The sequence below is a fragment of the Thermomicrobium roseum DSM 5159 genome (assembly GCF_000021685.1).
GTDB classification, from domain to species: domain Bacteria; phylum Chloroflexota; class Chloroflexia; order Thermomicrobiales; family Thermomicrobiaceae; genus Thermomicrobium; species Thermomicrobium roseum.
Map to the genome: position 1 here is coordinate 364,929 of NC_011961.1, position 18,432 is coordinate 383,360.

Here is an 18,432-nt window from a genome sequence, read left to right on the forward strand (position 1 = left end):
GCTTCCACTCGTGCGCAGTTGCCAGTGCTCGGCCCGGGAAACGACCCGAGTGGGCGGGCGATGATGCGTCGCTTCCTCACGCACAACATGAGAGGCGCGCGGGATCCTGCTCGACAGCCAGCGCAGCTAAGCGCAGCCCCTCTCCAACCGTGAGGTAGGGGGCGAGATGCTCGCGGAGGTCGGCGAGCGTCAGCCCAGCATGGACAGCCAGAGTCGCTGCTTCGATCAGTTCCCCGGCAGCGCTGGCGAGTGCCTGAACACCCAGTATGCGCCCGCTCTCGGCATCAGCGACCAGGAACACCCCGCCGAACGGTTGCAGCTCGACCCGTTCGCGGGCGATCACGGACGCGGGAGCGAAGCCGGTCACGACCCGATGCCCGCGCGCCTCGGCATCTGCTCGGGTCAGCCCGACGCTGGCCAGCTGGGGCTGCGTGAAGATGACGGCTGGTACGGCATCGAGGCGCAGGATTTGCTGCTCTCCGAGGAGCGCGTTGCGAGCTGCCAGGCGGCCCTGCGCGGCTGCCACATACACGAACTGCGGGCCGAGCGTCACGTCACCCGCGGCGTAGATGCGGGGATTCGTCGTCCGGAGCGTCGGATCGAGTCTGGGGGCTCCCCGAGCGTCGAGTTCCACACCGGCGGCAGCGAGATCGAGGTCGTCCACGTTCGGCCGGCGTCCCGTCGCCACGAGCAGCGTTTCAGCCTCGAGCGCTTCTTCGCGACCATCACTGGTCTGCACGATGAGGCGTACGCCGCCAGGAACGCGCTCGACCCGCTGCGGGAGCACGCCGAGGCGGAACCGGATCCCTTCCGCAGCGAGCGCCTGCTGGAGTTGCTCGGCCAGCTTCAGTTCGATTTCTGGCAAGAGCCGAGCTCGCCGCTGTACGAGAGTGACGCGACTGCCGAGCCGCTGGAACGCTTGGCCGAGTTCCAGGGCCACGTACCCAGCACCGAGCACGAGCAGCGAGGTCGGTACGCGCTCCAGGTCGAGCGCGCTCGTGCTCGTCAAGAACGGCGTCTCGGCGAGGCCAGGCAGCGGCGGGAGAGCCGGACTGGCCCCGGTGGCGATCAGAAAGGCACGTGCGCGGATCAGGCGGTCGCCGACAGCGATTGTCTGCGGATCGACGAAACGGGCCGTACCGTGTAGGAGTTCCCAACCGTAGTAGTCGACGAGTTCCTCGTACTTTTCGCGCCGCAGTGCGGCGATCAGGTCCTGCTTCTGCGCGACATGGGCTGCCAGATCGACTGCCTCGAGTTGGCTGCGGATCCCGCGATAGCGGCGCGTCGCAGCCAGATGAGCGACTTCGGCGGCACGCAGCAAGAACTTGGAGGGGACGCACCCGATGTTGACGCAGGTTCCACCCAGCGTGCCACGTTCGATCATGATGACGCGGGCACCGAGCTGGTGGGCCTCGATCGCGGCAGCGAAGGCGGCTGAGCCACCGCCGATGATCACCAGGTCGGCATCAGCGTCGGGTGACTCATCGTCCAGCTGGACAGGCGCCAGGCGCCGCAGTTGCCCTGGCTCGTACCGATGCAGTTGTCCGCTAGCAGCACGAATGGCAGCGAAGACAGGTTGGGGGTCGAAAGTGGGCGGGGCAGCGAAGCGGACGCGACGGCGTCGCCAGTCCGCTCGCGGCTCGATACCGCCAGAGGCCTCGACAGCTGTCTCGACGTGCCGCTCACAATCCCGGCAGGTCATCCCTTCCACGTCGAGTTCGTACGTGACGAGGGCCGATTCGTGGTTCGCTGGTGTCATCGTCCTTCCTCCTTCGCGATGTCGGCACAGGGCGCGAACTCGCCGAGGCCAGCCTGCTCGGTCCGCAACGCAGCTCGAGCACGGCAGGTCGATCGGCTCATGAGGGAAAGCGACCAGTGGATAACGCGGAGTCCGGCAGCGCCAGCAAAAGCGACGAAGAGCGTCTGCTGGCGATGGACAAAGAGCCAGCCGAGCAAGGGGAGGCTCCACAAGATCGCAGGATCCTGTTCCCACGCCAAGAGGAGAACAGCGAGCACGAGGACCAGTGCAGCCAGTATGAGATCGAGGATGCGGGAGAAGGTGTCACGCGCCAGCAGGCTGGCGATAAGAAGAATGACCATGACAGCGGCGAGAAGGGGTGTCTCCAGACGTACCAAGAAGGTGAAGGCAGCAGTCCCACCGAGTGCGGAAAGCAGGAGAGCGAGCCATTGAATCACCAGCCAGTTACAGCAGGCCAGCGTGGTCAGCGCGAGTCCTGCTAGGGTGGCCAGCCCTTCCAGTCCGCGCGCGAGGGTCGACAGGCGGTCGCGCGGCGAGTCGAGCGACATGCGACATCTCCCATCCGAGCCCACGTCGCGTTACTGTTCGCAGCCAGGATATCGCATACGGAAAGACGAATGCAAGTTATCGCATTGCTGCGTATCTTGCGTTTTATAGAATCTGATCATTATGATGCATTATGGGTGGCGACCCGAGCGTGTGCCAGAGTGGGCTCGACCGTGAGCCGTCGGCGAGCGCGGTCACGCAGGTCGTGGGTTCATGCGAGTAACGCGCCGAGGCAGCAGAAGGAAGGTCGCGCCGTGGTGTGGCGCTGTTGGATAGCCCCTTGGTCGGCTCGGCAGCGGTTTACACTTCGTACCAGCCGATGCGGTGCGCTGGCAACGGCTTTCCTGGTGAGATGGCCTTTCGTGTGGCGTGTCGCTCGCCATGCAGACGTCGAGAGTGACGAAAGGAACACGTGGATGTACTGGTGCCGAGCCCATGTCCTGGTCTGCACCGCGAATCACTGTTCCCAGAAGGGGGCGCAACAGGTGGCGGCGCGCTTGCGCCTCGAGCTGAAGCGAGCCGGGCTGGACGCGGAGATCATGGTGAACACATGCGACTCGATCGATCTCTGCGACATCGGCCCGAATATCGTCGTCTATCCGCAGGGATGGATCTACCGGAACGTCCAGGTGGGCGATCTTCCTGAGGTGATCGAGTCCCTGCGGCATGGCCAGCATCCGGTGGAGCGACTCGTACTGCGGCCAGATTCCGAGGACGAACGAAGGCGACGCGCGTTGTACCACGCGGCAGTCGCTCAGGAACCGCTCGCCGTGACCGCCTTCGCCGCGCTTGCCGAGCGCTACGGCTTCGACGAAGCGTGGGTCGCTGAGCAGGCGCGGCGGGGATTCATCGCGCGCAAGCCGGGTGACGATGGTGACCGCATCACCGTGACCAGCAAGGCCCGCCACCGCTACGGCCTGCCGGACGCAACCTGATCGGTCAGCCGAACGGCGATCGCGCGTCGGCGACGCATCGCTGATTGCCTCGGTGGCACGAGGCACGCGAGGCTAGAGAGGTGATCGCTGGATTCTCGCCCACGAAGAACGGCTCGTACTCGATGCGTTCGTACGAGAAAGGTGCCAATTTGTCACTGTGTGGTCACAGTTCTTTTGCAAGATGTGTGGTATACTTGGTTCAGTGGTGGGGAGGGATGGGAGGAGACAGTGATCGCGTGAAGGAGGTGCGATGACGGCAGCGGTGCAGCAGTCATCGGTGCGTCGTGCTGACGCACAACGTCCACGATTCGCGCACCCGGCTGAAGCTGAGTTCGCAGCCTTTCTTGATTTCTATCGGATCGCCTGGGAATATGAACCGCGTTCCTTCCCGCTGCGCTGGCAAGACGGACGCATCGTCGAGCAGTTCACTCCCGACTTCTATCTCCCTGAGCAAGATCTCTACGTCGAACTCACGACGATGAAACAGAGCTTGGTCACCCGCAAGCACCGCAAGGTCCGGCGACTCCGAGAGCTTTATCCCCACGTGAACATCGTGCTTCTTTATCGCAAGGACTACCACGAAATCCTCTCGCGCTTCGGCTATGGCTCGGTGGACATCACCTCGTTACGCCCCGATCAGATCGAGCGAGTTCTCTTGAGTCCGGCTGAGATTCAGCGGCGAGTGGCCGAACTCGGTCAGCAAATCTCGACGGATTACGCTGGTGAGTCGCTCGTCCTGGTGGGCGTTCTCAAGGGCATCACCTTCTTCCTGGCTGATCTGGCCCGGGCGATCACCCGACCGCTGGCGATCGACTACCTGCAGCTCTCGCGTGACCTCCGCGAGGGTGTCGCCATCCGCAAGGATCTCGATCTCGATATACGCGGCAAGCATGTGCTGCTGGTCGAGGACATTGTCAATACGGGTTTGACGCTCGACTTCATCATGCGCGTGTTACGCGAGCGCGAACCAGCTAGTCTCGAAGTGTGCGCGCTCCTCGACAAGGCCGAGCGGCGGTTGGTTTCGGTTCCAGTGAAATACGTCGGCTTCACCATTCCCAACGAGTTCGTCGTCGGGTATGGGCTCGACTATCGCGAGCTCTATAGGAATCTTCCTTTCATCTGCGTACTCAAGCGCGAGGTTTACGAAGCGAACGGGAACGGTCACCTGATCGGGGGAACTGGTCAGGAAGCAGCTGCCGAGGCTGCCGAGCCCTCGCTGGTCGCAACGCGAGTCGAAGTGGGCTCCGGCTGACAGACGGGACAGTAGTACGTCCCTCGACCAGCGATGGTCCGCTTGACGATCGAGGTGCCACAGCGCGGGCAGGGTTGACCAGCTCGGCCGTGAACGTAGGGAAACTCGCCGACTGGCGGGACGGCCCGCCCGTGGAGAATCTTGGCTCCTCCCTGAGGAACCGCGATCGCCAGTACTTCACGGATCGCCTGGTACAGGCGAACGACCTCGCCGTCATCCAGCGTTCCGACCAGACGCGCCGGATGGAGTTGGGCGAACCAGAGACTCTCGTCGACATAAATGTTGCCGAGCCCGGCGACGACACGCTGGTCTAGAAGCGCGGCCTTGAGCGAGGTTCCGCGACGCCGGTCGAGCCCTCGCCGAAGGGACTCCAGGGTGAACTCGTCACTGAGCGCGTCCGGCCCGAGCGACAAGGAGGCGAGTGTCGTGGGAAGCTCGTCGGGAAGCATGAGCTGGACGCGGGCGAAGTGACGGACATCGGTCAGGTAAAGGTGTTCATCGGGGGCGAAATCCAGCCGGAGAGCGGTCGACTTGTGGGGAAGCGGCGCATCGTACGGTGGGATCGGATGTCCGGCAGCGAAGCCGGGAATGTTGCTGCCGCGCGCCACGAGTTGGCCGGTCAATTTGAGATGAACGAGTAAGGTCAGCGTGGGAAAAGTTAACCACAGATACTTGCCCTTGCGACCGACCTCGCGGAGGGGTTGGCCGACGAGGAGCGCGAGAGTGAGGCCAGTCGGGGCAACGATGAGTCGGGGGCGATACAGTTCGTAGCCCGTACAGACGCGGCCGAGCAGCTGCTCGGCGATGCCGCGCCGTGCCGCTTCGACCTCGGGGAGTTCAGGCACGCCGGCGGCTCCCCGCGAGCGTCTCGACCAGTTCCGGTTGGACCGCACGAGTGGGAGGGCGAATACCGAGTCGTTCCCAATCGATCTGCCAGTAGCGGGTGTCGAAGGGGTCGACTTCTTGCCGCGTATCCAACCGGTTCCAGATCGTCGGGAACGCGTAGATCTCCTTGCCCTCCAAGACGATGCGACGGGCGATCCCACCTGGGCGATTGACGGGGAAAATTTCGCGAGGGGGCCGGCTGATGACTTCGGCCTGAAACCAGCCGTGCTCAGGGCAACGTCCGGCATGAAGTTGCCAGGGCAAACGTGCGGTCACACGCCCGAGCTGGCGAACGACGACCTCTTCGAGTTCGCCGCCACAGAGCGGGCAGCGGAGTGGTGTATACGAAGCCCGGCGAACTGACGTCATGGCTCAGCGTTCCCTCACACCGACCCGGCTCAGCGCTCCGGCCCGGAGCGATCCGGCACGATCATAGCATGCAGTCGCTCGGTCCGCGGCGGCGAGCATGTCGCCACCACGAACCGCAGCCGAGAGCGTCTACCCAGGCACGCGCGGATCGGCTCCCACGCTGGTTGCTCGGTGATCTTCGCTCGTCGGTGGCGGATGCCGGACGGTGTGCGACCCTGGCCAGCAGGCTAGTGGGGAGGACTATCGCTCCACCAGCCTGTACATCGCGCTTCGTCAATCGAAGACGAGCACGCCGCGGATGACCTGACCGCGCTCGACGTCATGATAGGCCTGGTTGATCTCCTCGAGCCGGTAGCGGCGAGTGACGAGTTCGTCCAGCTTGAGCTTGCCGTCCCGGTAGAGTGCGAGCAAGCGTGGGATGTCGATGCGCGGTACGTTATGACCGAAAATCGTGCCGAAGACCTCCTTCGCCATCAGCATGAACATGAGGTCGAGAGGGTGCGTTTCCACCTCGTTGGGGTCGCGGCCGATCGCTCCCACGATGACGGTTCGGCCGGCTTTGCGGGTAGCACGGGTCGCAGTCGTGAGGAGCGATGGGGTCACCAGGCTCGGGGTCAAGATGGTGGCATCAGCGCCCACCCCGTGCGTGATGTCCATGATGCGCTGGACGGGATCCTCGCGGGTGGGGTTGATCGTGTGAGTCGCGCCGAATTCCTTGGCCTTCTCGAGTTTCCAGTCCACCAGATTGATGGCGATCACCTTCTCGGCACCCGCCAGCGCTGCTCCTTGCACGGCGTTCATCCCCACCCCACCCGTCCCGAAGATGGCCACCGTCTCCCCCGGTCGCACGCGTGCCCGGTTGACGGCCGCACCCCAGCCGGTGGGCACCGCACAGCCGACCAAGCAGGCGCGATCGAGCGGGAGATCGGGATCGATCTTGATCACCGAATCGACGGGACAGACGGTGTACTCGCTGAAGGCCGAGACGAGTGCGAATTGCGCAATGTCTTGCCCGTCTTTGTGGAAACGGAAGGTCCCATCGAGCTGGGCTCCTTGTGTCAGAAGGATACCGCGATCGCAGAGTGCTGCCAGCCCGCTCAGGCACCAGCGACACTTGCCGCAGGCGGGGATGTAACAGAGCACGACGTGGTCACCCGGCTGGACCTCGCTGACGCCGGGACCGACCTTTTCCACGATGCCAGCACCTTCGTGCCCGACGACCATGGGAAAGCGAACGGGGGCAGCGCCAGTCGCGAAGTGCCAATCGGAATGGCACAGTCCAGTGGCGACCAGCTTGACGAGCACTTCTCCCTCTTTCGGCTCGTCGACGTCGATCTCCTCGATGGAGAACGAGCGGGTCGGGCCGTACAAGACCGCGGCGCGGGACTTCATCGAACACCCCCTTTATCTTGATTTAGCGATGAACCTATGCTGACCGAGCGGATGATAGCAGACGCTCGCGCGGTGAGCAAGACTGCCCAACATGCCAGGAGTGTGCGGAGAGCGCGAGAACGTGCCGAGGTGGGGGCATTCCTGCACGGGCGTCGCGCGGAAAGAGGCTGTGCCTGCAGTGATCCTTGGCGACGATCGGACGGTGGAGGAAGAGGGCGAGGGATGAAAGGGACGAGGCGATGACGCTCTTGCTGGGGTACACCGCTTTCCGCTATCGTAGACGGAGATCGGGCTGGGGGAAGCGGAGACGGAGGAGACTGCATGGCCGATCGGGATGTCGTCGAGGCGCTGATCGCCACGTACCGCGAGCTCAACCAGCGGTTCCGGCCCCTACTGGCAGCGATGAACGCCGACGCAGGGGCGGTCGAGGACCCCACGAGCCCGCTCGGGATCCTCTATCGTCTCCGCAATCGCGAGCTGAACGCTTCACAGGCGATCAAGGAGATGTTGCGGGGTGGTGAGCGGACGATCGTCGACGACGAAGCCGAGCCGCTGGTCACGCTCCAGCAAACAGCACTCGGTCTCGTCCCGATCGTCTTGCTCAGCCAATTCGGCACAGCACGAGAGGCGACACTGGCCATGGTCCGCGATCTCCCAGACAGCGTGTGGCAGCAGGAGTTCGAGACGCCGCGCGGTCGCATGACCTTGCGGGCGTACCTCGAAACGCTGATCGCGCGTGACCGCGAGGCGATCCGTGCATTGGAAGAGCGCCTCGGGCAACCGGCACCGAAGAGCTGAGCTGCAGCTAGGGGGCGCGGTGCCGGGTAGGAGGTCGGTATGCCCGCGCTGCTTTTGCCGGTTCTCCATACGTCGACAGCTCCGGTCGATCTCATGCGGGCGTGGCATCTCGATCCGCCGCTGACGGCGCTTCTCGTCACCGCTGCCGCGGCCTATTTGATCGCCTGGTACGTTGCGCCACGGCATGGTCGCAGGCGGGTCTCTCGCTGGCGAGTCCTCGCCTATCTGGCCGGACTCGAGGTGATAGCGGTAGCGCTCATGGGGCCGCCCGATCACGGCAACGGCGCCCGTTTCAGCGTCCACATGGTGCAGCATACGCTCCTCATGCTCGTTGCCCCACCGCTCCTGGTACTGGGGCAGCCGGGCCGGGTGATCCTGCGTGGCCTTCCCGCTGGTTCCCTGCGCTGGTTCGCCCAGCAGCACCAGGTACGATCACTGCTCGCTGTGTCGACACAGCCGGCTGTGGTGTTCCTCGCTGCCACCGTCCCCTTCGTGCTGTGGCACTATCCGCCGCTGTACGAGGCAGCTGTGCGCGATCCACTGGTGCACGAACTCGAGCATCTCACCTTCTTCCTCGGATCGCTGCTCTTTTGGGTGACGCTCGCGGAAGCTCTCCCTGCTCACTGCAGGCTACGTGCGACGGCGAAAATTCTCCTCACGTTCGCAGTCTGGATGGCGACGGATCTGGTCTGTGCCGCGGTGACATTGGCGCCGCGTCCCCTCTACCGGGTTTACGAGGAAGCGGCGGCGCTGTGGGGCTTCGATCCACTAGCCGACCAGCGGTTGGGTGGAGCGATCATGTGGGTCGCTGGCGGCGGACTCTACGCGGCGGTGCTCGTGGGGCTTCTCGTCCGCTCGACGCGGCCAGAGCGGAGAACCGTGCGACTGAGTCGGGGCGCGCGAGCTCCCGAGCGCCTGCTGTTCCCGCTGGCTGCGCTGGGGCTCGCTCTCGTACCGCTGGCTTTCCTCAGGTACGGCGTGGTGGGATCCGCGTTCGGTGCGCCTGCGGCGATGGTCGACCGATTACGAGAAGATCCTTCGGTCTTCGAGCAGCGCGTCTCCACTTTCGTGACGATGTATCAGGTCGGGGAGTACGAGGGTGTGCCCATCGTGGCCCCACCGCCGGGGGTGGAGGTTTATCTGGTCGGGCGCGTCGATGGCTGGTACCCGGTATTGGAACTGCAGGAAGGTGTGCAGTATCGCTTGCTCGTCTCAGCGAGCGACGTTCCTCACGCTTTGTCCGTGGACCTCGGTGCGGAGCGGTTGACCGTTCGTGTCGTCCCCGGTGATGTGGCGGTCGTGCCCCTGCGACCAGAGCGCGCTGGGACGTACGAGATCCGCTGTACTGAACTCTGCGGGCCGTCGTTCCGCGAGATGACGGGACGGATCATCGTCACCGAGTGAGCGAACGGACTGCTGATGCGCGCCGAACCACACTTCGGCGCGTCTGTCGTCTTCGCCTCTGTGGCCATCACCTGCTGGAACGATCAGGAGCGGTCGAGCGGACACGTCGATACCTGAATGCCTTTCTTTTTTCGCCTCGAACAGGGGTGACATGGCGAGGGGGGCGATACTCCGAGGGGGAACATCCGCCTATTCAATCTCGTATAGTTGACCGACAATCATGAGTGAATGCTCGGTCGTTCTGCTGTCGTGCAGGGTCGAGAGAGGCCAATCTGGTGACGATGCCGGAGGCTCGCACGTCCGTCGAGGTTCGGGCTTGGTTTTGGTGGTTCGTGAGGTCACTTTGTGGGGAGGGAACCCTCGGATCGACCGAGCGCAATGTCCTCGGCGTCTTGCCGGTGCCAGTACGCAGCGCTCTGCTTCGTGCAGTGCAGGAGATCGATCCTGACGCACTCGAGTCACTCGACGTGCGCCGCGCGGGGCTCCACGCGGAGGATGGAAACTACGTGTGGGTCCATTCCTGGCGGTTCGCCGGCGGGGATGAGCCGACGGTGTTGCGTCGGACGGCCAGGCGGCCGTCGGTCGCGCTCGAGCTGGTCGGGTCCTTTCTCGAGGAGTTTCGAGCCTGGCAACGCGCTTTCTTGTCCCTGTTGCGACTTGCGACAGAACAGGGTGTCCGTCAGCTGCGGGTGGGAGTCACGGGGGCGAGTCTTCCGGTTGTCGAGTTAGCCGTCGCGGACGCGCTCGCCACGGTCGAGCGGGCGAGCGAGTTCTATGGAATCACGGTAGCGTTGCCGGACATCGAGTTGCTGTGCGCTTCCCCGCGACATGTGGAACTCGCCCCGTTCGTCTCGCAGGTGTATCGAGACCATGATGGAACGGTGTTCGTCGATCTGCCGCGCACGCCGTTCGCGTGTCGGGTCGAGAACCGGCTTCCTGGCCAGGGAATCGTCTTCCTCGATGGGTGGCAATCGGGCTCGAGCGAGACCGTGGAAGACAGCTGGTGGTTGGCAGAGCAGTCGTTGAGGCTGGCAGCGCTGCAGCAACGCCCGGTCGGCCTCCGGCGAGAAGTGTTGGATTTCTTTGCGCGACGGTTCTTCCGGATTCCACAACTCAAAGAACAGCAGGTTACCCTGATCCAGCGGACGCTCCGGGGTGAGTCCAGTCTGGGTGTCCTCCCTACCGGGTTCGGAAAGTCGCTCGTCTTCCAGCTTTCAGCGCTCCTGCTGCCGAGTGCGACGCTGGTCATCTCGCCGCTACGATCGCTGATGCGGGATCAACTGCTCAATCTCGAACAGAATGGTGTGGTGACGGCAGTCGCCATCACGGGGAGCGATAGCGAAAGCGAGAAGCGCGCGAAACTCGAAGGCCTGCGCACTGGACGGTATCGACTCGTGTATGTCGCCCCGGAACGTCTCCAGATCGCAGGATTCCTCCGGGAACTGCGCTCGGTCGGTGCGGACCACCCGATCGGTTTGCTCGTCGTGGACGAAGCCCATTGCGTTTCGGAGTGGGGCCATGACTTCCGGCCCGCCTATCTGCGCATTCCGCGCTTGCGCCAAGAACTCCAGGAGGTTGCTGGCCGGACGATCCCTATCGTCGGATTGACCGCGACGGCGTCGCGTCTGGTGCGGGCCGACATTCTGGCCACGCTGGAACTCAGTGAAGCGGACGTCGTACAGGAGACGACCAGCGATCGGCCGAATTTGAGCTACTCGGTTCACACGCCAGCCGATTTGGGGGCGAGCGAAAAGGAACACGCGCTCCTTCGGCTATTAGGCGAACGGCTGCCGCGGACACTCCGCTTCACGCCCAACAGGCTGTACTTCAGCGCTAGTCCGCACAAGGAGACCGGCATCGTCTTCTGCATCTATGCCAATCCGCATGGGAAGACGACTCTCCAGGAAGGGGTCCATTGGGTCGCGTCAGTGATCGCGAAGCACTTGTTCGCTGAACGACGAGCAATTCCGGTGCATGCCAGCACGCCGCCGACTCGCTGTCCATCCTGCCGGTCACCCCTGTGGCGCAGCGGTTCCCCACACGAGTGCCTGAAATGTGGACACAAGTTCGAGAAACCGGTCGGTTCTCCCAGGTGGGACGAGGAGGTAGCTCGAATCCAAGACGAGTTCCAGCGGAACGAGCATCCAATGCTCGTGGCGACCAAAGGGTTCGGCATGGGGATCGATAAGCCGAACATCCGTTATGTCGTCCATTACAATCTGGCGAGTGGTATCGAGGCGTACTATCAGGAGGTGGGCCGGGCAGGGAGAGATGGCGAGCATGCTCATTCTGCGCTGCTCTACCGGCCCCCACATCCGGACTGCCGACCGCAGATCGCGGCGGCCCTCGGGGAACCACCCTGCGTTGTCGATCGGCAAGCGTACCGGTTTTATCGTTGCCCCTTCGGTTTGGCAACGCTCTGTGATTATGGTTTGCAAGCTCGTTTCATCCGTGGCAATTACCCAGGGGTAGAGGAAGATACCGAAGAGACGCTAAAGTACTGGAGATTTGTCCGCGAGGGTCGGTCCATCGTCGTCCGGACGAGTCAAGACGACGAGGAGCTCACGCGTGTGCAACTGGCACTCTATCGCCTTCAACTGCTCGGATTGGTGCAGGATTTCTCGCTGACCTACCAGCGGCTGACCGAGGTCCAGATCGATGCCGTGCCTGTTCGCGACTGGCGAACGGAAGACGTGCTCGAGGGGCTGCGGAGGTATTTGCAGCGGACGAGTGTTGTGCTGGAGCAGTTGAGCAACGGGTCGTCAGGATCGGGCGCGGTATCGGACCTCAGCGTCGCTTTCGAAGGTCTCGTGCGACAGTCGAGGAGTCTGGAGAGAGAAGAGCTGGTCCGCCGTGCGGTGACGATTTTGCTGACCCGAGTTTATCAAGTCGTTCCACCGATGCGGTATCAGATGCTCTTGAACGAGCTCGATTATGCGACCAGCCATGAGCGTGGTGAGTGCCGGCGCTTGGTATTGCTCGCGCGCTTCGATACCACGCCGCCACCCGACACCTACCGCTGCGGATTCTGCGACGTCTGTGTGCCGGATCTGGTTTTCCCACCCGGCAAGCGTGCTGAGCTTCCGTTGGTGGATGTCGGTCTCGAAGAGCTGGCGCGACGTCTCCCGGAACTCCTGGAACGGTACGATGGCGAACGGCTCCGGGCATTCGTCGAGGCGGTCGAGCGGCGCGGCGGAGTGGCAGGAATGCTCGCGCGGGTGACCACGAGGTTGGAACAAGAAGCGACCAATGTGGCGGCACTCTATCTGGCCGGCGCCTTGGCTCGCCGGCGCCCTGGTCGGGAGCGTGAGGCGTGGGGATATCTCGAGCGGGGGATCGCTGAAGCGATCCGACAAGGTCTGTCGCGGGAGGCCCTCCTCGTGTTCGCCGAGGAGGCTGCCGAGCTGGATGCTCTGCAGACTCTCGTGCTCTTGACCGGAACAGGGGGGCCTTTCGATTCGCTGGAGGGTCGGCAGGAACTGCTGGAGTACGCAGTGGCAGCGCTCGGTGAGGAGGCGTTCCAGACGCGGCTCTTGTTGGCGCTCCTGGCCAGCGAACGCTTCCTGCAACAGAGCGAGGCGATACTCCTCCCACTGGAGCGAGCGCTCTCCCGTCTCGCTTCGACAGTGACCTTCTTGGAAGGTCTGAGGGAGCGTATGGAAGCCAGTATCGTCGCGGGGGACGGTGAGCATGAGCGAGAGCCCTGATTCCTTTCTCAAGCTCCGGCGGCTCGAACAGCAGCTCGCGAGCGCGCAGCAGGCAGCCAATACGGTCGAGTCGATCGTTGGCGAATTCACCGAGTTAGGCGACCGACTGGCACAGGTCGTTTCCCTGTATGAGCATTCGTTGACGCTCCTGCAACAGCATGAACAGCAGTTTTCCTCCCTGCTCGCAGAAGCAAGGGAGAAGCTCGCGACGCTCGAGCGAGACGGTGCCCAAGTCTTGGCACATGCTGAGCGAACGGTGTCGCGACTCGAGCGTGAACATGAGGAACGCTGGCGGATGGCACACGCGCTCGTCGAGGAACTCGTGACTCGTATACAGGGCCTGGAACAGAACTGGCAGGAACTCGTTCGCCATTACGGTGAGTCGCTCAGCAGCATCAGAGCCGATGTGGCACAGCTGCGCGAATACCTGACGATGCTGGAGGGCAGGGTCGGACAACTCGAGGCGGTGAATGAGCGACTGGCAGCCCGGCTGGAGCGGACCGAGCGCGGTCTGCGCAGGGCGCTGCTCATGGCTGCTGGAGCAGGTATCGGAATCGGCGCGATCGGCCTCGCGATCGGTTGTTTGGTGATGGTGGCACTGTTCGGTTCAGCAGCAGCACGATAGAGACGAGTCTCTCCCTGATTCTTTCAGTGTGCTCCTTGGCCCCTGCCTGACCAGCATGTTCCCACTCGACGTTGAACCGGTAAGGCCGTGCGGTAGTTCGCTGCGCGAGCAGTTCTCGCTTCCGTGAAGAAGCGAGAAAGATCATGGACGATATTTGATTGCTGAGTCTAATCATATAATCACGATCATTCGATACATTACAAAACCATGCAGTTTACAAATAGGACTTGTTACGATTTTGTAACACCAGATACTCAGGATGTGCTTGACCGGTTCAACCTCGCCCGGTACGATGTTTGTAGAGTTGCGACAAAGCGGAGGGGCGAGCATGGAGCAGCGGGAGCGACCAGAGCGCATACCATGGCCGCAAGTCCTGCTGGACGACATCTTCCTCTTGCTCATGGCTGGCCTCGTGGTCCCTACCCTCTTTTACCTGATCTGGGGACTCATCGATCTCGGTTTCATCCCGCTTTTCGGCCGCTGAGTGACACCTGGTCAGGAGGTGGGAGATGGCGAGTCGGGTCAGCGCGCTGGCCAAGCCGCGTGGGGTCTGGTGGGAACGGTTGGGACCGGATGAGCGGTTGTGGGTCTGGCTGGCGGTCATCTGGGGCATCGCGATGTTCGTGATGATCGCGTTCGTGTGGCCGCTGGTTGGGCAGGAGCAAAATCGGCTCAGCTCGTATCGCGTCGATCCAGCAGCCTTTGCAGCAGAGGCAGAGGCCTTCATCGCGCGGTATCAGGTCGGCCAGCTGGATGGGGTGCCGGTCGTCGCTCCACCGCCTGGGGGTGACGTCTACCTGGATGCTCGGGCCTTTGCCTGGCAGCCGGTCATTCAGCTGCAGCGCGGGCAGACATATCGTTTCCTCATTAGCTCGCGCGATGTTCAGCATGGCTTCTCGCTGGTCATGCCGCCACACAGCATCAATGTCCAAGTGCTACCCGGTTATGTGACGGTACTGACCTTGACCCCGGAGAAGGCTGGGGAGTTCCCGCTCATCTGCAACGAGTATTGCGGCTTGGGCCACCACCTGATGATCGGCCGGATCGTGGTCAAGGAGTGAGGTGGGACGATGGCAATGGTCGGGGCGATGCGGCGATGCGAGATCACGGGGCTCTCGGTCGATCGCTCGGCTGAGCGCCTGATCATGCTGAATGCGGTCACGGCGGTGATCTATCTCGCGATCGGGGGGATACTCGCCCTGCTGATCGCGCTGACGCGCTGGCAGACGGTGCATCTCTTGGGCCCGCAGCGCTTCTACGAGTTCCTCTCGACCCATGGCATGGTGATGCTGATTTTCTGGATTCTCTTCTTCGAGGTCGCGGGGCTGATTTTCGCCAGCACCGTGCTGCTGAGTACGCGCATGACGATTCCCCGGCTCGGTTGGCTGGCCTACGGTCTCATGCTCGGGGGATCGGTCGTCGCGACAGTGCTGATGTTGAGTGGGCGTGCGACGGTGATGTTCACCTCGTATCCACCACTCCGCGCACAAACGCACTGGTACTACGCTGCCGTTTTGGTCTTCGCTGTCGGTGCGATCCTCGCCGTGGTGCACTTCTTCGTGAACATCGTCGCTGCGCGCCTGCGTGGGGAAGTGAGTAGCTTGCCGCTCTTCACTTTCGCGCTGATAGGAGCTGCCATCATCGCCCTCTGGTCGCTGGTGTCCGGAGCGCTGGCCCTCTTTCCGGTCTGGCTCTGGACGCTCGGCGTGATCCCGGAGGTCGATCCCGGGATCTACCGACTACTCTATTGGGGGCTGGGGCACGGAGCGCAACAGGTGAATCTGGCTGCCATGGTTGGTGTCTGGTATGGCTTGGCCAGCTTGACGACAGGGGCTCGACCGCTGAACGAGGGATTGAGCCGGATCGCTATCGTGCTCTATGTCCTGTTCATCAACATGGGCGCGATGCATCACTTACTGGTCGATCCAGGATTAGGAACCTGGGTCAAGAATGTCAATGCAAGCTACTTTATGTATGCAGCCGTGATGGGGAGCCTCATCCACGCGTTCAGCATCCCAGCGTCGATGGAGTTGGCGCTGCGCGAGCGGGGATTCCGCCGTGGTTTGTTCGAGTGGCTGCGTCGAGCGCCGTGGGGTGAGCCGGGCTTCGCTGCGTTGGTGGTGAGCATGGTGCTGTTCGGCCTGCTCGGTGGTATCAGCGGGGTGATCATCGGTGGACCACAAGTCAATATGATCTCGCACAATACCTTGCTCATTCCAGCACACTTCCACATGACGGTCGTGGCGGGAACCACGACGGCATTCATGGGGATCGCGTATTACCTCGTGCCGCTCATCTTCCAGCGACAGCTCTTGTTCCGACGACTCGCCCAGTGGCAACCATACGTGTATGGTCTCGGCATGCTCATCCTCGGCCTTGGTCTGGGATTGGCAGGCCATTGGGGTGTTCCACGCCGTCACTGGGATATTACCTTTTCGACTGCGCCGGCGCTCGGGGTGAACTTGCAAGAACTCCGGCCTGAGATCGCGGTGTTCCTCGCCATGGTGGGGATCGGTGGCGTTATCGCTGTCGTCGGCGGTGCGATGTTCGTACTGGCAGCGGTCGCGACTGTCTTCGTTGGTCAGCGGACACCGCGGCCTGCCGTCGGGCGCATCATTCCGGAGGTCTTCAGCCCGTATCCAGCCATCGCCGGTGGTGCTGGTGAGCCAGCGAAGACGACGCACCGTGGCTTCGAGGTGCCGGGGACGCTGGTCATCTCGGTTGCGTTCTTGATTCTGTTCATCTTCCTCTACGGGTTCTCCTGGTTCGAGTTGAGCCGGGTACCATGGAAGATCGGATAAACACTGACAGCGCGATCGCTCGTCCTGCGGTAGGCTACCAGTGGTAGACTCGCTACCGGCGAGTCGTGTCGGGAAGCGACGAGAGTGCGGGAACACTATGCGAGAGATGGGAGAGGGTCGTCAGAGCATCCGTTGGCTGGCGCTGGCTGTCGCGATCGCTGGCTATCTTCTGATCGTGATCGGCGGAACAGTCCGAGTGACCGGAGCAGGCTTGGGTTGTGGTCCGGAGTGGCCGCTCTGTAACGGACGTCTCGTACCCGGCTGGGATCTCTTGGCCTGGATCGAATACGTGCACCGGCTGATCGCGCTGGCGGTCATCCTCCTCACCGGGGCGGTCGCCGTGGCGAGTTGGCGCGCACGCTCGCCGGACCGATGGATGGTGCGGTTGCCGCTCATCGCTGCCGGGCTGGTGCTCGTCCAAGCCATGCTGGGCGCGATCACCGTCTGGACGCACCTGGAGGCAGCGGTGGTTGCGCTCCATCTGGGAGTGGCCTTGAGCTACCTCGCGGTCGCTCTCGTGCTCGCCTTCCGGACGTGGTTTCCGGCCCTCGCTCGAGTGGCAAGACGCTCACCCTTGCGCCCCTGGCTCGTGGCGGCACTGGGAGCGGTTTTCCTTCTCATGCTCAGTGGTGCCTATACCGCGAAGCGCGGTGCGGGGTTCGCCTGCCCGGAGTGGCCGTTCTGTGGAGGATTCTGGATTCCGACCGGGTGGACCAATGTCGACGTTCACCTGACGCACCGATTGATTGCGCTCGTGGCGGTCTTGCTGGTGGCCGGGGTCGCCTGGAAGGCGCGGCGAGTGCGTGGTGAGTCCCGGTGGGCCGTCGGGCTGGCCACGGCAGCAGCGGTGCTCATGGTCGCGCAGGTCTTCGTCGGGGCAGCCAATATCTGGTTCCGCCTGCACCCAGCGGTGAGCGTTGCGCATCTCGCAGTCGCGACGATCGTTTGGGTGCTGCTCGTGCTGGCCGTCTTGGCTGACCGAGCGCTCGCCAGTGCTACCGTCCAGCAGGAGCGAGCCGCGGTACGGGGGGCGATGCAGCGTCCGCTCGGCGAGGTTGTGCGCGATTACCTCGTGCTCACCAAGCCAGGTGTGATGGTTTTGTTGCTGGTCACCACGTTGTGCGCGATGCTCGTGGCAGCGCAAGGGGTGCCGTCACTGTGGACGTTGTTCTGGACGCTCGTCGGTGGGGCGCTCGCTTCCGGTGGAGCAGGGGCGATCAATCACTATGTGGATCGGGACATCGATGCGATCATGACGCGCACACGCCGGCGACCGTTGCCGGCTGGGCGAGTGGCCCCGGAATATGCGCTGCTCTTCGGTATCGTCCTGAGTGTTCTGGCAGTCTATGTCCTGACGGCGTTCGTCAATCCGGTCGCAGCCGTGCTCTCGTTGTCCGGCAACCTGTTCTACGTCTTCGTGTATACGATCTGGCTCAAGCGAACTACGCCACAGAACATCGTGATCGGTGGTGCAGCGGGAGCGGTACCACCGCTGGTGGGCTGGGCAGCAGTGACGGGCCAAGTCAGCGTGCCGGCACTCCTGATGTTTCTCTTGGTCTTCGCCTGGACGCCACCGCACTTCTGGGCACTGGCGTTGTACAAGCGCGGCGATTACGCGGCAGCGGGAGTGCCGATGCTGCCAGCGGTACGCGGGGAGGAGGAGACGCGCCGGCAAATCCTGGCCTATACGGTGGCCATGGTCTTGGCGAGTTTGCTCTTCTACCCGCTCGGTGTGCTGGGCGTTCCGTACCTCGTGGCAGCTATGGTGCTGGGCGCCCGTTTTCTCTGGCTGGTGGCGCGACTCTATCGTGAGCGGAGCGATCAGCTGGCGAAGCGCGTCTTCCTCTACTCCATGCAGTATCTCGGCTTGCTTTTTGCGGCGATGGTGATCGACGCGGTCGTGTTCTGACTGGGCGGCCAGCTTTCTGCGCGATCTCCGGCGAGCCTGTTCCCGGAGAT

Annotated in this window: 15 protein-coding genes; 10 read left to right on the forward strand and 5 right to left on the reverse strand. The window is 63.1% G+C overall.

All coding sequences use genetic code 11. The features are described from left to right. Positions 1–76: 76 nt before the first annotated feature. Together merA and TRD_RS10930 are read right to left on the reverse strand one after the other, a co-directional pair. Positions 77–1,759, reverse strand: coding sequence for a mercury(II) reductase (gene merA, locus TRD_RS10925; RefSeq protein WP_012642732.1), 1,683 nt, complete (start codon positions 1,757–1,759; stop codon positions 77–79). Next, on the reverse strand, positions 1,756–2,307 hold the full coding sequence (locus tag TRD_RS10930) for a hypothetical protein (protein WP_012643299.1): 552 nt from the start codon (positions 2,305–2,307) through the stop codon (positions 1,756–1,758). Before TRD_RS10930 ends, merA begins: the two co-directional genes overlap by 4 nt. Before the next feature lie 414 nt (positions 2,308–2,721). On the opposite strand from TRD_RS10930, the gene TRD_RS10935 reads away from it, so the two are divergent. Continuing rightward, positions 2,722–3,240, forward strand: a complete 519-nt coding sequence (locus TRD_RS10935) for a (2Fe-2S) ferredoxin domain-containing protein (protein WP_012643242.1) — start codon at positions 2,722–2,724, stop codon at positions 3,238–3,240. A gap of 250 nt (positions 3,241–3,490) precedes the next feature. Further along, a complete protein-coding gene (gene hpt / locus TRD_RS14335; protein WP_012643103.1) occupies positions 3,491–4,492 on the forward strand; it encodes a hypoxanthine phosphoribosyltransferase in 1,002 nt (333 codons plus the stop codon). Here hpt and mutM read toward each other — a convergent pair. From mutM to TRD_RS10955, 3 genes are all read right to left on the reverse strand, one after another. Continuing rightward, positions 4,423–5,337, reverse strand: a complete 915-nt coding sequence (gene mutM, locus TRD_RS10945) for a bifunctional DNA-formamidopyrimidine glycosylase/DNA-(apurinic or apyrimidinic site) lyase (protein ID WP_041437284.1) — start codon at positions 5,335–5,337, stop codon at positions 4,423–4,425. The two genes, hpt and mutM, sit on opposite strands and share 70 nt — an antisense overlap. Beyond that, a complete protein-coding gene (locus TRD_RS10950) occupies positions 5,330–5,746 on the reverse strand; it encodes a hypothetical protein (RefSeq protein ID WP_012642707.1) in 417 nt (138 codons plus the stop codon). The genes mutM and TRD_RS10950 overlap by 8 nt, the downstream gene beginning before the upstream one ends. A 273-nt stretch (positions 5,747–6,019) precedes the next feature. Continuing rightward, a complete protein-coding gene (locus TRD_RS10955) occupies positions 6,020–7,138 on the reverse strand; it encodes an NDMA-dependent alcohol dehydrogenase (protein ID WP_012643083.1) in 1,119 nt (372 codons plus the stop codon). A 321-nt stretch (positions 7,139–7,459) separates the two neighbouring features. Here TRD_RS10955 and TRD_RS10960 point away from each other — a divergent pair, with 321 nt between their 5' ends. From TRD_RS10960 to TRD_RS10990, 8 genes are all read left to right on the forward strand, one after another. Next, positions 7,460–7,936, forward strand: coding sequence for a hypothetical protein (locus TRD_RS10960; protein WP_012642597.1), 477 nt, complete (start codon positions 7,460–7,462; stop codon positions 7,934–7,936). A 39-nt stretch (positions 7,937–7,975) separates the two neighbouring features. Continuing rightward, the gene (locus TRD_RS13895) at positions 7,976–9,340 is read left to right on the forward strand and encodes a cytochrome c oxidase assembly protein (RefSeq protein ID WP_012642898.1); all 1,365 of its coding nucleotides are present in this window, start codon (positions 7,976–7,978) and stop codon (positions 9,338–9,340) included. 281 nt (positions 9,341–9,621) lie between these two features. Further along, positions 9,622–13,047, forward strand: coding sequence for a RecQ family ATP-dependent DNA helicase (locus TRD_RS13900; protein WP_226980765.1), 3,426 nt, complete (start codon positions 9,622–9,624; stop codon positions 13,045–13,047). Continuing rightward, on the forward strand, positions 13,031–13,672 hold the full coding sequence (locus TRD_RS10975; RefSeq protein WP_012642682.1) for a hypothetical protein: 642 nt from the start codon (positions 13,031–13,033) through the stop codon (positions 13,670–13,672). Before TRD_RS13900 ends, TRD_RS10975 begins: the two co-directional genes overlap by 17 nt. A 328-nt stretch (positions 13,673–14,000) precedes the next feature. Further along, positions 14,001–14,156 (forward strand): hypothetical protein, encoded by a 156-nt coding sequence (locus tag TRD_RS14910; protein WP_012642573.1) that lies wholly within the window; start codon positions 14,001–14,003, stop codon positions 14,154–14,156. Between the two features lie 25 nt (positions 14,157–14,181). Beyond that, the gene (locus TRD_RS10980; RefSeq protein WP_012643182.1) at positions 14,182–14,733 is read left to right on the forward strand and encodes a cupredoxin domain-containing protein; all 552 of its coding nucleotides are present in this window, start codon (positions 14,182–14,184) and stop codon (positions 14,731–14,733) included. Between the two features lie 9 nt (positions 14,734–14,742). Further along, positions 14,743–16,473 (forward strand): cytochrome c oxidase subunit I, encoded by a 1,731-nt coding sequence (locus TRD_RS10985; RefSeq protein WP_012643264.1) that lies wholly within the window; start codon positions 14,743–14,745, stop codon positions 16,471–16,473. A 106-nt stretch (positions 16,474–16,579) separates the two neighbouring features. Next, positions 16,580–18,382: a heme o synthase gene (locus tag TRD_RS10990; protein WP_143714781.1), complete on the forward strand. Its 1,803-nt coding sequence runs from the start codon at positions 16,580–16,582 to the stop codon at positions 18,380–18,382. The last annotated feature ends 50 nt before the right edge of the window (positions 18,383–18,432 follow it).